Consider the following 13737-nt stretch of genomic DNA (forward strand, 5'->3'; position numbering starts at 1 on the left):
ATTTGCCCTAGGTACACAGACCCGGCCTGGGTACCTAGCCTGTGGGGGTCGAACCGGGGAGCTCGGGGGAAGGAGCCGGGGTGGGCGACAGCAGGCCCGTCTACCAGCGCATCGCGGACGATCTGCGCCGCCGCATCGACGAGGGCGGACTCGCCGTGGGGGACCGCATCCCGTCCCGGTCGGAGCTCAAGCGCGCCTACGCGGCCAGCGACCAGACCGTGGACCGGGCGGTGCGCGTCCTGAAGGCCGCCGGATACGCGGAAGGCCAGTTCGGGCGGGGCGTGTTCGTCACCGACCGGGTGCCCCTCGGCAGCCTGCTGCGCTCCACCGGCGCGGTCGACTCCCCCTTCGCCGCCCGGATGACGGCCCGGGACACGGTGCTGACGTGGGAGGCGTCCTCCAGCGAGGTCTGCGTCCCGGAGCGGATCGCCGACCGGCTGCGGATCGGCCCGGGCGAGCGGGTGCTCTGCACCCAGTACGAGTACCTGGCCAACCGCCACCCCGTCCAGCTCGCCACCAGCTGGGAGCCGCTGGCCATCACCGAGGGCACGGACGTGGTCCTGCCCGAGCGCGGGCCCTACGCCAGGCGCGGGGTGCGCGGGCGGCTGGCGGCCATCGGCATCCGGGTCGTCCGGGCGCAGGAGCTGGTCGGCTCACGGCCGGCGACCACCCCGGAGGCCGAGGCGCTCGGCTGCGCGGCCGGGCAGTGCGTCACGGTCGTCGAGCGCACCCACTTCGACGGCGACGGCCGGGCGGTGGAGACCTCCGACATCGTCGTACGGGCCGACCGCTGGCGGCTGGAGTACGACATCCCCTTCACCAGCTGACCCGCCGGGCCTCCCCTGCCCCGCGTCCGTCCTTCCCGTTCCTTCCCCCGGTCCTTCCTCGTTCCTTTCCTGCCCCGTCCCCCGGCTCTTCCCCGGGCCCCTGGGTCCCGTGCCTCCGGGTCCCCCGTCCCGGGTCTCAGCTCTCCGCGAGCTCCGCGTACAGCTGGGAGAGCTCCGGCGCGCCGTCGGCCGCCCAGGCCTGCCCCGATTCGACCACGTCGATCTCCCGCCCGTTGGCGAGCCGCACCACCGGCTGGCCGTTGGGCCAGATCCACCAGCCCGCGCCCGCGACCGTACGGACCACGACCGTGCCCAGGTACAGGCCCGCGTCGTTGCCGAGCCAGGGCAGCAGCTCGGGGTCCTCCCGCCAGCGGGGCTGGAGCTGGTCGAGGGCCTCCAGGGACGCCGGCGTGTCGTCGAGCGCTACGCCCGCCGACTGCGCCTGGTCGCGCAGCAGTTCGCACTCCGAGAGCAGCTCGGCCAGCCCCTCCGGATCCCGGTCGGCCCCGTCCGCCAGCGCCACCCCGTGCGCAGGGCCGTGCCGCTTGCGCCAACTGTCCAAGAAGGGAATGTTCATACCGGCCAGGATCGCACCGACACGGATGGCCCCACCACAGGCGCGCGGCGCCCGGCGTGACCGGATGGCCTCCTTGACGTTGCCCTGACGTCTCCCTAGCTTCATCCCGCCACATTCGCAGCGGGGAAGGCTGGGAGGCATGAGACACATGCTCCTGAGAACGCAGCTCGGCGGCAGACCTCACGGACGGCACAGACGGTGGACGGTGGCGGGCGCCGTCGCGGCGGGCGCGGCGTGTGCCGTGGTCGCCGCGACCACCCCGGCGCTCGCCGCGCCACCACGACCCGGCAGAGAGCCGCTCCCCCTGGAGCGGCTCTTCGACAATGCGGCGGCCGGCGACGACGCCCGCCCCGGCGAGGGGGACTTCGACGGGGCGGGCAACTCCCTGTCCGCCCAGGACCTCGCGGCCGCGGGCTGGACCCCCGGCCGGGTGCTGACCGTCGACCGGACCCGGCTGACCTGGCCGCGCCCGGCGCCCGGCCGCCCCGACAACGTCCGGGCGGCCGGCCAGGCGGTGCGGCTCACCGGCCGCGGCGAGGCCCTCTCCTTCCTCGTCGCGGGGAGCACCAAGGGCGCGCCGGGCCCGGACGTCACCGGCACCGGCGTGATCCATTACCGCGACGGCTCCCGCGCCACGTACCGGCTGAGCGCCCCGGACTGGCGGCGCGGGCCGCTGACGACGAAGGCGGTCGGCCTGCCCCGGCTGCGCACCCCCGGCGGGCCGCGCGCGGAGACCACCCGGCTCTACGCGGTGACCGTGCCTGTCGCGCCGGGCCGGGAGGTGGCGTCGGTGACGCTGCCGGAGGACCCGGGGCCGGACACCGACCTGCACGTGTTCTCCATGGCGCTGCGGGGTCCCACGTACGGGTGGACCGGGAGCTGGGCGGCGTCCCCTTCGGGTTACGCGGCGGTGGCCTGGACCGACCGGACGCTGCGGCTCGTGGTGCACAGCAGCGTGGGCGGCCCGGTGACCAGGCTCCGGTTCGAGAACACCTTCGCGCAGCGTCCGGTCAGGATCGGGCACGCCACGGTGGCCGTCCAGGGCAAGGGCGCCGCGGCGGCCGGCCGGCCCAGGGCGCTGACCTTCGGCGGCGGGGCGGGTACGGACATCCCGGCGGGGGCGCAGATGTTCAGCGACCCGCTGGGGTTCCGGGTGCCGGAGGACGCCAATCTGCTGGTGAGCATCCATCTGCCGGGGACCGTGAAGGCGGTGCCCGTGCACAGCTACACCGCCCAGGTGTCCTATCTGACGGCCGACGGCGGCGGTGACCGCACGGCCGAGCGGGGCGGCGGCGCGTACACCGCGACGCTCGACCGCTGGCCGCTGCTGACCGGCGTGGACGTCACCGGCGGGCCGGGCTCCGTGGTGACGCTCGGCGACTCGATCACGGACGGCGAACGGTCCACGCCGGGGGCCAACGGGCGCTGGCCGGACCTGCTGGCGCGGCGGCTGCGCGGGCAGCACGAGGTGCCCCGGTTCGGGGTGCTCAACCACGGGATCTCCGGGAACCGGGTGGTGACCGACCGCTACCCGGGCAACGGGACCAGCACCATCATGAGCGGCGTCAGCGCGGGCCACCGGCTGGAGCGGGACGTGCTGGCGCAGACGTCGGCCCGCACGGTCATCGTCTTCGAGGGGGTCAACGACATCCGGTCCGGGACCACGGCCGCGCAGGTGATCGCCGAGCTGCGGTCGATCGCGGCGCGGGCGCACGAGCGCGGCATGCGGGTGGTCGCCGCGACCATCGCGCCGTGCGGCGGGTTCTACGACTGCACGGAGACGGCGGAGGCCCACCGCACCGCCATCAACACGCACATCCGGCAGAACGCGGGGACGTACGACGCGGTGTTCGACTTCGACGCCGCCATCCGCGACCCGGAGCACCCCGAGCGGATGCTCCCGGCCTACGACGGCGGCGACCACCTGCACCCGAACGACGCGGGCATGCGCGCCTTCAGCGACTCGGTCGTCCTGCGCGACCTCGTCTGACCGGGCCCGGCCCGAAGGGCGGGACCGGGCCGGTCCCGCCCTGTCCGGTCCCGCCCGGACGTGAACGGCGGGGGTAAGGGCACCCCGGGCTCAGACGTCCAGGTCGACGACGACCGGGGCGTGGTCCGAGGCGCCCTTGCCCTTGCGCTCCTCACGGTCCACGAAGGCGTCCCGCTTCGCCTTGGCGAAGGGGGTGTTGCCGTAGACCAGGTCGATGCGCATGCCCTTGTTCTTCGGGAAGCACAGCTGGCGGTAGTCCCAGTAGGTGTACGGGCGGTCGTACTTCAGGGGGCGGGGCACGACGTCGGACAGGCCGATGTCGCGCAGGGCCGCGAGGGCGGCGCGCTCGGCCGGGGTGACGTGCGTGGCGCCCTCGAAGACGGCCGGGTCGAAGACGTCCTCGTCGGTCGGGGCGATGTTGTAGTCACCCAGGACGGCGAAGGGCCGCTCCCCCTCGGCGTCGGCGCCGACGGCGTCGCGCAGCGCCTCCAGCCAGCGGAGCTTGTAGGTGTAGTGGTCGTGGCCGACCTCCCGGCCGTTGGGCACGTAGACCGACCAGAGGCGGACGCCGCCGCACGTGGCCGAGATCGCGCGGGGCTCCTGGCCGTCCTCGTAGTCGGGCCCGCCGGGCAGGCCCTTGACCACGTCGTCCAGGCCGACGCGGGAGACCAGCGCGACGCCGTTCCACCGGCCGGTGGCGTTGACCGCCGACTCGTAGCCGAGCTCACGCAGGGCCTCGAACGGGAAGGCGTCCTCGGCGCACTTCGTCTCCTGTATGCACAGCACGTCGGTGCCGCTGCTCTCCAGCCAGGCCAGCAGCCTCGGGAGGCGTGCGGTGATCGAGTTCACGTTCCAGGTGGCGATGCGCATGGGGCAACCCTAACGGCCGGGTCCGACATTCAGAGCTCGACGGTCTCCCCCGGCGCCAGCCGGGCGTGGTCGGTGCCGACGCCCGGTCCGGCCGGGCCCAGCATCCGGTCGTAGACCGGCCGGGCGAGGTCGGTGAGCAGCGCGTCGTGGATGTCGATCGCCCGCCGGGGGCGGACCTCCCGCAGATAGTCGATGATCTCGCCGACCTTGTTCCACGGGGCCATGACCGGCACCATCAGCGTGTCCACGGGCTGCCCGGGGAGGGTCAGCGCGTCGCCGGGGTGGAAGACGGTGCCGTCCACGAGATAGCCGACGTTGGTGATCCGCGGGATGTCCGGGTGGATCACGGCGTGCAGCTGGCCGTGCACCTGGACGTCGAAGCCGGCGGCGGTGAAGGTGTCGCCCTCGCCCACGGTGTGCACCCGGCCGGGGAAGGCCGCGGACACCTGTTCCGCGACGCTGCGCAGGGTCCACAGCTCGGCGGCCGGATTCGCGTCCAGGGCCGCCCGCAGCCGGCCGATGTCGAAGTGGTCGGGGTGTTCATGGGTGACCAGCACGGCGTCCGCGCCGAGGGCGGCGTCCTCCTCGCTGAAGGCGCCGGGGTCGATGACGAGCGTACGGCCGTCCTTCTCCAGGCGGACGCACGCGTGGCTCTGCTTGGTCAGCTTCATGATCCCCATACTGCTACGCGCCGGCCGCGCCCGGTCCGCTCTCCTCGGAGATGACGCGCCGCGCGACCGAGAAGGCGGCGCTGGCGGCCGGGACACCGCAGTAGACGGCGGTGTGCAGCAACGTTTCCTCGATCTCCTCGGGGGTGAGGCCGTTGCGCAGCGCGGCACGGGTGTGCGCGGCCAGGTCGTCGAGGTGGCCGCCGGCGGTGAGGGCGGTCAGGGTGACGAGCGAGCGGCTGCGGCGGTCGAGGCCGGGGCGCGCCCAGACACCACCCCAGGCGTAGCGGGTGACGACGTCGTGGAAGTCGCCGGTGGCGGCGTCGGCGGTCGCCGCGGGGCCGTCGCCGAGCACCTCGCGGCGGACGCGCGCGCCCTCGTCGTAGGCGTCGGTGGTGGGCGCGGGTTCGAGGTCGACGGTGGGAGGCGGGCCGAAGCCGGGGAACGACAGGGGGGTGGCGGGAGTGGCGGCGGGGGCCGGGGCGGGTGCCTGCGCCTGCGGGCCGGCCGGGCCCGTCGCGTACGGGCTGGGGCCGGCGGGCGGCGAGGGCTGGGTGAACATCCCCCCGGGAACGCCGGGACCGCCGGGGACGAAGGGGGCCGCCGGGCCCGAGGCGGCGGGCGGGGCCGCGGGCGCCGGGCGGGCATCGGCCGCGCCGCCCGCCGGCGCCGCCTGCGGGGTGGCGAGCTGCCAGGCCGAGGTGAAGTGGCGTACGAGCAGGTCGGTGACGGCGCCGGGCTGCTCGACCGGCGCGAGGTGCGAGGCCCCGGGGACGACGGCGAGCCGCGCGTCGTGGATCGAGGCGACCAGGACACGGGCGTCGGCGGGCGGTGTCACCTGGTCCTCGGCGCCGACGAGCACGAGCGTGGGCACGCCGATCCGGGCCAGCCCTTCCCGGGCGTCGAAGGCGGCGAGGGCGTCGCACGCGGCGACGTAGCAGCCCGGGTCGGTGGTGCTGACCATCTGCACGGCCCAGTCGACGATGGCCGGCTGGGCGCCCGCGAAGTTCTGGGTGAACCACTGCTCGGGCGTGGCCCGGGCGACGGGGTCGAGGCCGTCGGCACGGACCCCGGCGCCGCGCTGCCGCCAGGACTCCGGGGTGCCGAACCGTGCGGAGGTGGCGACGAGCGCCAGCGAGGCGAGCCGGTGCGGGTGGCGCAGGGCGAGGTCGGCGCCGACCGCGCCGCCGAGTGAGCAGCCCGCGTAGCCGAAGCGCTCGACGCCGAGTCCGTCGAGGGTGGCGAGGAGCCGGTCGGTCAGCTCCCCGACCGCCGGGGCGGGCTCGGCGGGCGCGCCGCCGTGACCGGGGAGGTCGAAGCGGAGCACGCGCCAGTGGCGGGTGAGCTCCGGTATCTGCCGGTCCCACATGTGCCAGGTGGTACCGAGGGCCGGGCCCAGGATCAGGACCGGGGCGTCTTCCGGCCCGTCGAAGCGGTATTGGAGGGTGTTCGGCGTAGGCTCACTCACCCGCTTACGCTCCCACATCTCACAAAATCTCACCGACGGGGGTAGCGGCGTTGTCCGCCGAGTACGTGAGGCCCGCGGCGCGGGCATCGTACGGGCCTACGCGGCGGAGACCGCTTCGGTCCATGACCGGGTATGCGCGGGTGGCGCACCGCGTCACTCGGCCAGGCGTTGGAAGCCGCGGTCGCAGTAGATGAGCGGTGCGCCGTCGCCGGTGTACGTCGCCTCGACGCGTCCGATGAGGATGGAGTGGTCGCCGCCGTCGACGACCTGTTGCAGTGAACAGGCCACCCGGACCAGGGCCTCGGGTATGCCGGGCAGTCCGAGTTCCAGCGGAACGGCGTCGCCGTCGGCGAACCGGTCCACTCCTGACTTGGCGAAGCGCAGGGCGATTTCCGACTGTTCCCCGCGCAGAATGTTGATCATGAAGCGGTCGGTGGTGGCGAAGGCCTCATGGGTACTGGCCGCCTTGTCCAGGCAGATCAGCACCAGAGGCGGGCTCAGGGACAGTGAGCTGAACGAGCTCGCCGTGAAGCCCCAGCGCTGTCCGGCGGCGTCGACCGTGGTGGCCACCGTGACCGGACCGGGGACACGCGCCATGGCCCGGGTGAACTCTGCGGGTGCGAAGGGCATCGGTTCTCTCGCTTTCCGGGGGTGTCCGGGGAGGGGAAGGCCGGCGGGCGGCCCCGGGCTCTATCAGGGCGTGGGTCGGGCCCACCGCGACGGCCTCCTCGACCACGTGCTGAATGGCCGGCTTGTCGACGACCGGGAGCATCCCTGCGGCGTCCCGCGACACCTTGGAACGCCGTGACCTCGGCGCCCCGGGTCCGGCCGGCGATCTGGTCGGAGCGGATGCCGACCTGATCGGCGAAGCGGATCTCGCTGCCCTGAGCTTTCGCCTTGGCCCGGATCGCGGCCTGCCACTTCGCCCACCAGTTGTCCACGGCTTTCAGCGACACCCCGAACACCGACGTGCCGCCGGCGGCAGATGCCGCGCGTCCCCCACCAGATCGCTCACACCCGGCTCAACAACCCGGAATCACGGGCGTTCCGGATCAGTGGTCGCCGTCTTCGTCGTGGGCGGGGTTCCCACATTCCAGTCGACGGGCGGCGGAGTACCGTTGAGAAGCCAGTCCCCGATGGCCCGCTGCTTGAATATCACAGGGTTGTGGCTGGCGACCGTCCTTGAGTTGCGCCAGTGCCGGTCGAGACCGCGACCGACACTCGCCGCCGAGGCACCGAGCGCGTTGAACAGCAAGGTCGCCGAGCGCGGTACCAACTCGGAAAGCATCACCTGCGCCTGCTCGGAGCGGATCTCGGCCACGAGATTCGCCTCGCGGTCCTCCTCCGAATCGCGCCCGGCAACGCCCGTCTCCGAGGCCCGCTGCAAGGCCTCCGCCACGCCTCGGGTCAGAGCTCGCGCCGTATAGGCTATGGAGGAGATCTCCCCCACGATCGACTGGATGTTCGGGTCGTCCTTGGCGAGATCAGCGGAGCTGTGCGAATAGTTACGACTGCGAGTCCGCACCGCTTCTGTGATGTCCCGCTCAACGGCAACCGCGATGCCCGCCTGCACGACGAGCAATATCCACTGGTAGAGCGCCGCTTGATAGCGGATGCGATCCCCGAGGGGCGCGACATCGCGGGGGTCGACACGCGCCTCGTCAAGGAACAACGTGCCCGTGCCCGTGGTGCGCTGGCCGAACCCGTCCCAGTTGTCCTGAACCGTGACGCCCGTCTGATGTATCGAGACGAATCCAGCCACACTCTGCTCCTGGTGGATTCCTGACACATCCGCCCAGTCCGCGAAGATGGAGCCGGTCGTGTAATGCTTCTGACCGGAGACCGTCAGCTCATCGTCCTTCCAGGTGAAGAGCGTGTTCTTCTGCCCCATCGCGGTCGGACCCGCCTCTGCCCAGGCGTTGCCCACCATCTCCCCGTCAAGGAGCCGGCCCAGCCACAGCTTGCGATAGTCGTCGTCGGGCCGGTGCACGATGTCCTCGACGAACGCGATGTGGCCCCGAAAGATCTGCGGAATGTTGGAATCGGCCGCGGCCAGCTCGATGAGGACGTCTCCCCACTCGGGAATCGTGAGTCCGTCACCGCCCAGTTCCTTCGGTATACGCAGCCGGCTGAAGCCTGCTTCGACTACAGCACGCACCTGCTCCCGCGGCAGCTCCCGGGTAAGATCACGCGCAATCGCGCCGTCGGCCAGGTTCTTCACCACCGCCAGCACACTCGCCTTGGCCGATGCGGTGCCCGGGTTCTCGGGTGTCATCTACCTGGCGTCCTTCCGGGGTTTCCGCACTACCTGCAATGTCGAGTTGCCGAAGGCTTCCGTGTCGGTGTCGAGGCGTGCGAACTCCTCAAAGCCCGCAGCGGTCAACTCGGAGAGCAGCGATTCCGGGGAACGCTCGGAGTAGTGCAACACCTCGAGGTCGATGGACTTACGCTCGCCGTCGATCTCGACGTAGCGCGTGATGGTGCGCCCCGGCACCAGGTCGGCAGCGATGTCGTCGTAGTTCTTGATGGTGTGGAAGCCACGGCCCCATTCCGAGGCACAGTGGTCGACGACGAAGTGGCCACCAGGGCGCAGCACGTCGAAGACACGGGCGATGTGACGCGCCCGGTCCTCCGCCCGGTCGAGCATGTGCAGTGCACCCATGTTGAGGGCCAGATCGAAGGACTCCGCCGCCACGTCACGCAGGAAGATGATGTCCTTCTCGATGAACCCATCGGTGGGAAGCCCCTCTTCCCGTGCCCGCCCGCGCGCGTTTTCCAGGGCGCTGTGCGAAACGTCGAAGGAGGTCACGCTGCGACCGATTCGGCTGCGCAGAAGAAAGAGGCTGTCGCGCCCTTCGCCTGTGCCCAGGTCCAGGATGTCACCTTCGAATATCTCCGGGTGCTGCGCAAGGATCTCGCGCAGGCTCGCGTTCTCGGAGAGTGCCTCCCAAGATATCGCGCCGCGCTCGTAGACCTTTGCATAGCGGTCTTCATAGCCGAAGTAGTAGCCCTTCTCGGCAACGTACTTCTGCATCGCGGAGACAATCGGGTAGTCCGCCGGGATCGTGCGCTGCTGCGGCTCCACCGCACCGTCGCTGATGTACTCCGTCTGCGGCTGCGCAGCCGTCAGCAAGAGCTTCTCCCCCGCCGCGATACTGATCTTTTCGCCGACGCCGATGACCTCTACGCCTTCGCGCAGCTCCTCCTCGGAATAACCGTCATCGGGCAGACGGTAGAAACCGAGCCTGCCCCGCTTAACTGTCAGCGATGCCGACTCCGGATAGTCGAGCTGTACCACTTCCCTCGCGTCCATGAGGACGGTGACCTTCTGAGTCATTGTTCATTACTCCGTTCGTTCGTGCATGGGTGTGAGAACTGAGGAGGTCGCGGGGGTTGCTGCCGCGGAGATGGGCATCGGCCGCATCCCGGGTCCAGTGGAAGATTTTTTGCTGTACCTTGCTGCCGCCGATACGCAACTGCTGCCGTTCCAGGGCGAAGCTCATCACCCGCGCGGAGGTCGCGTAGTCGCGCCGGGCGAAGGCCGCGATGCCGTCGAAGAGCGGCCGGCACACCGAGTGGAAGAACTCCGGCGACTCCCGGGCGCGGCAGGAAGTCACGATCCTGTCGAAAAGGCGGTAGTCCTCAGCCTTCGCGAACGCCATCGCGGCGTGCAGATCGTTGAAGATGTAATTGGGGTCCGCCGCATAGGCAGCCCAGGCCTCCGCGAGCGTCGACCAATGGGGCACCAGCATCTCGGAGAGCTCCTGCCCTCCCAGCATCTCCAGCCGCCACAGCAGTGCGACCGCATCGAGGTCTTCCCGGGCTCCCGCCCTCGTCTTGCGGCGCACCTCCAGCTGGTAGCAGCGCAGGGCCTCGTCCAATTCGCCCTCACCGAGCAGCCCCATGGCGAAGTGCCACCACATGTGGATGCGCATGGGCTCGGCCTCTCCCCACCCGTTGGAGTAGCGGGAGATGGATTCTTTCGCCGCCTCGTATTCGCGCAGCCTCTGCAACACGTGGACCTTGGCATGCAGTGCGTAGACATCATCGTGATTGATGCTCATCGCACGCTCCGCGGAGGAGATCGCGGCGGAATAGTGCCCGCATTCCTCCAGGGCGAAGGCGAAAAGTCCATCGGTGAGGCCGGCGGCGCGGCGGGTCATCGTGGGGCGCAGCTCGATGAGGGCGCGGCCCGTCTCGAGAAGCCCCTCGTTGTCGCCCAGGGAGAAGTCGGCCATATGGGCGAGGAACCCGGTGAGCAACGCATGCTCGCCACTGGATTTTTGCAGGCTGCTCGCCAGCATCTCGCGAGCGCTCAGCAAGTCCCCCCGCGCCCAGCTCAGCACCGCCTCGCGAGTGGTACGGAACTCAGGGTCGAGGGCGCTGGGCGCAATGGCTTCAAGAATTTCGGTGGCTTCGCGTGATCGCGCTGCCTCCATATTGGTGACGCCTTCGGCGGCGACGACGAGGCCGTGGAACGGATCGGTGTTCCGAATGGTGCCGAGGTCGAGGCGGAGGGCTACTAAGTCTTCAACGATGTTTTCCATGTCCGGATTCCTCGGAACGAGTAGGACATAACGATGACAAGGAGGAACGGCGCAACCCACACCAGCGGTTGCGTCGCGCCGGATACGAGAAAGACGACAGCCAAGGTGGGAATCGCCGCGGCATTGCCGAGGGCGACCGCCTGGCTGGTGACGGCAGAGTCGTAGTGGGTAGCGGTGTACTCCCGCAGCGCGATGCGCAGCGCGCCGAAGCCGGCCCCCAGCGCGAAGGTGGAGAGCGCCATCGTGACCACGGCGGCGCCACCCGCCGGCAGCGCCCACAACACCCCACCCACCAGGGTGCAGGCGACCACCAGCGTCGAGAGCATCGCGGAAGGCAGCTTCGCGCGGGCCAACACCACACCCGCGACGATGACGCCGATTCCCAGGCAGGCGTCGACGATGCCGACCGTGACAAGGCCCGCACCGCGGTCACTGACCTGGAGCGGCAGCATCAGATTGAACGTGCCGAGCACCGGCCAGACGAGCGCGAACGTGGCGATCAGACGCAGCGGAGCCGCAGGCTTCGCCGAGGGAGCGGCCTCGGTCTCGTCATCCGTGCCGGCGACCACAGCGGCCTGCACACCCGCCCAGCTGAGCGCGGCAACCAGCACAAAACCTGCCGTCAACGCCAGCACGATGCCGCGGGTACCCACCACGTCGATGATCGCGGGGGCGAACAGCGGCCCGATCATCAGGGCCGCCTGATTACCCGACATGGTGACGGAGCTGGCCCACGACACATCCTGCCGCCGCTTCTCCTCATTGAACCAGCTTTCCCAACTCGCCTCCAGGGAGAAGAAGCCGACCCACATGAAGAAGTTCGCGACGACCAGCGCGGTGGCGTTCTCCACGAGAAAACTGACCACGAGCGAGACCACGGCCACATAAAGCAGCGACAGCACAGTGAGGCGCTGCCCCGACATCGTTATGCGGCGGATCACGAGCGGCACCGCCAGCGCCGGCACATACGACAGCAGCGTCGAAATGACCAGCCGCCAGTAGCCGCCGCTTTCCGATGTCGCGATCTGCCAGTTGACCACCACGAGGAAAGTGCCGGCAAAGAAGCGGTACAGGGTTGAAACAATGGTATAGCGGATCATAGGTGCCTCGACGAGACCTTCCTCACGCCCTCAGTTCCCGGTCACCCGAAGATTTCGTCGGAGAGTGCATCCGCGATCTCGACAGGCATCGTGGTGTACTCGGTGAAGATTTCGCTCCACACCATTTCGACCACGCCGTCCCGGGTGCTCCAGTCCGCGACAGGCTGCACGACGTCACCAGGCTTCTTGGACACGAAGACAGAGACCACGCTCTCGGGAAGTTCCTCCGGAATCCTTACCGAGGTGATCTCCCCTGGCTGTGCCTTGAGGAATGCCACGGCACTGCTGCGGACGGGTTCGCTCTGCACCAGCGGAAAAGGGTCGATCCCCAAGTAGGAGGACACATGCAGGGTGTACGGGTTGTACCCGTAGGCACGCTCCACCTGGTCCATGATGCCGTCACCGCCGGGACGAGCCGCCGCCTCGATGAGCCACGGAGCACCCTTGCTGTCGAATTTGATCTCGACGTGCGCGATCCCGTGATCGATGCCGAGGGCCTCGCACGCCTTCTCCGCCAAGGTCGTCAACGTCGTATCGCCCGTACGGTGACTGGGCACGAGGTGCCCGACCTCGGCGAAGAAAGGAGGTGCCGAAAGATATTTTTCGGTGACCGCGAGCGTCATGCGCCGATCGCCGTGGCACAGCACCTCGACGGAGATCTCCTCCTGGGAGTCCACGTACTGCTCGACCATGTAGCGGGAACCGTCGATGGGGAAAGCGTCGCGGTAGCGCTCGATGTGCTCCACCGAGGCCGCGAACGCGGCAATCGCCTCAGCACGTGTATGGGCGAGGCTGACCCCGCCGCTGCCGCTGAAGTCGGCGGGCTTCAGCACGACCGGGAACCCGATCTCCTCGGCCGCCGCGAGCATCTCCGCCTCGGAGGTGACGGAAATGGAGCGCGGAGTCGGCAGACCCGCCGCCTCGAAACGCGCCTTCATCGCGTACTTGTCGCGTGTGACATGTGCCGAATCGGCCGAGAGTCCGGGCAACCCGTACTTCTTCGCGACGGCACTCGCCGACGGCACACCCCAGTCGTTGACCGGCACAACCGCCGCAAGGTCCCAGCCGCGTTCCTTCCACTCGTCCACCGCCGCGAGCACGGAATCGGCGTAGCCGTCATCCGCCGCTATCACTCGGTCGAAGAAGCGCTGCGGGCTACGCAGCGGATCGAGCGCTGTCATCCACACAGGCATGGAACTTGCGTCCTTGGCACCCGAGAAGGAGCGCTCACGTAAGAAGTAGCTCGTCCCGAGACCTAAGAGAAGAACGTATGAGCGATTCGTATCCATGTGGTCGGGTCTCCGTCGGTTCGGCTACGGGATGCGTGGAGGCGGCGGCTGCCGTCGGCGCTGGGGATGCCGGAGAAGCGCGGGCGGTTGGCGCCGGCCCGGATGGAGGGCCTGCGCGGCCAACTGGAGGAGCTTCAGCCGGCGGTGACTGGTGGGCACGGGAAGCCGCCCCTGGTCAGCTTCATGCTTGACGGCCCCCAAGAAGGTCAACGCGGCATATGTCACTGGCATTGATCCAAACGCAGACACACTCTAGACACATTACTGACACACGATCAAGAGTTGTCCGCCGCTGGAGCCCCTCACGAATCCGGAGAGTGAGCGTCCAATCTGGAGGGACAGGGGGCCTGACGTCGAGGAGAGGGAAGACCACGGCATGGCGACGGGGCCTGGTTCCGGCA

The 13737-nt window shown here is 69.8% G+C and carries 12 protein-coding genes; 2 read left to right on the forward strand and 10 right to left on the reverse strand.

Features of this window, described 5'->3' with window-relative positions; genetic code table 11:
- Positions 1 to 80: 80 nt before the first annotated feature.
- Positions 81 to 827, forward strand: a complete 747-nt coding sequence (locus SMD11_RS06740; protein ID WP_087925566.1) for a GntR family transcriptional regulator — start codon at positions 81 to 83, stop codon at positions 825 to 827.
- Positions 828 to 963: 136 nt separating this feature from the next.
- Here the strand turns inward: SMD11_RS06740 and SMD11_RS06745 are convergent, their stop codons facing one another.
- Positions 964 to 1404 carry a DUF6278 family protein gene (locus SMD11_RS06745; protein WP_087925567.1) on the reverse strand — a complete coding sequence of 147 codons (441 nt, stop codon included), beginning with the start codon at positions 1402 to 1404 and terminating at the stop codon, positions 964 to 966.
- A 148-nt stretch (positions 1405 to 1552) separates the two neighbouring features.
- Here SMD11_RS06745 and SMD11_RS06750 point away from each other — a divergent pair, with 148 nt between their 5' ends.
- On the forward strand, positions 1553 to 3394 hold the full coding sequence (locus tag SMD11_RS06750) for an SGNH/GDSL hydrolase family protein (RefSeq protein ID WP_087925568.1): 1842 nt from the start codon (positions 1553 to 1555) through the stop codon (positions 3392 to 3394).
- A 90-nt stretch (positions 3395 to 3484) separates the two neighbouring features.
- On the opposite strand, the gene SMD11_RS06755 is transcribed toward SMD11_RS06750, so the two are convergent.
- From SMD11_RS06755 to SMD11_RS06795, 9 genes are all read right to left on the reverse strand, one after another.
- Entirely contained in the window at positions 3485 to 4264 is a 780-nt protein-coding gene (locus SMD11_RS06755) for an exodeoxyribonuclease III (protein ID WP_087925569.1), read from the reverse strand.
- Between the two features lie 29 nt (positions 4265 to 4293).
- Positions 4294 to 4935 (reverse strand): MBL fold metallo-hydrolase, encoded by a 642-nt coding sequence (locus tag SMD11_RS06760; protein WP_087930324.1) that lies wholly within the window; start codon positions 4933 to 4935, stop codon positions 4294 to 4296.
- Positions 4936 to 4948: 13 nt separating this feature from the next.
- Positions 4949 to 6400 carry an alpha/beta fold hydrolase gene (locus SMD11_RS06765; RefSeq protein WP_234365930.1) on the reverse strand — a complete coding sequence of 484 codons (1452 nt, stop codon included), beginning with the start codon at positions 6398 to 6400 and terminating at the stop codon, positions 4949 to 4951.
- 153 nt (positions 6401 to 6553) lie between these two features.
- Complete coding sequence (locus SMD11_RS06770; RefSeq protein ID WP_087925571.1) at positions 6554 to 7030, reverse strand: flavin reductase family protein; 477 nt, start codon at positions 7028 to 7030, stop codon at positions 6554 to 6556.
- Between the two features lie 406 nt (positions 7031 to 7436).
- Complete coding sequence (locus SMD11_RS06775; protein WP_087925572.1) at positions 7437 to 8675, reverse strand: acyl-CoA dehydrogenase family protein; 1239 nt, start codon at positions 8673 to 8675, stop codon at positions 7437 to 7439.
- Complete coding sequence (locus tag SMD11_RS06780; protein WP_234365931.1) at positions 8676 to 9737, reverse strand: class I SAM-dependent methyltransferase; 1062 nt, start codon at positions 9735 to 9737, stop codon at positions 8676 to 8678.
- On the reverse strand, positions 9655 to 10947 hold the full coding sequence (locus SMD11_RS06785; RefSeq protein ID WP_087925573.1) for a hypothetical protein: 1293 nt from the start codon (positions 10945 to 10947) through the stop codon (positions 9655 to 9657). The genes SMD11_RS06780 and SMD11_RS06785 overlap by 83 nt, the downstream gene beginning before the upstream one ends.
- Positions 10923 to 12047 (reverse strand): hypothetical protein, encoded by a 1125-nt coding sequence (locus tag SMD11_RS06790; protein WP_087925574.1) that lies wholly within the window; start codon positions 12045 to 12047, stop codon positions 10923 to 10925. The genes SMD11_RS06785 and SMD11_RS06790 overlap by 25 nt, the downstream gene beginning before the upstream one ends.
- A gap of 41 nt (positions 12048 to 12088) precedes the next feature.
- Positions 12089 to 13228 carry an ATP-grasp domain-containing protein gene (locus SMD11_RS06795; RefSeq protein WP_234365932.1) on the reverse strand — a complete coding sequence of 380 codons (1140 nt, stop codon included), beginning with the start codon at positions 13226 to 13228 and terminating at the stop codon, positions 12089 to 12091.
- Positions 13229 to 13737: the final 509 nt, after the last annotated feature.

The sequence above is a fragment of the Streptomyces albireticuli genome (assembly GCF_002192455.1).
GTDB lineage: Bacteria > Actinomycetota > Actinomycetes > Streptomycetales > Streptomycetaceae > Streptomyces > Streptomyces albireticuli_B.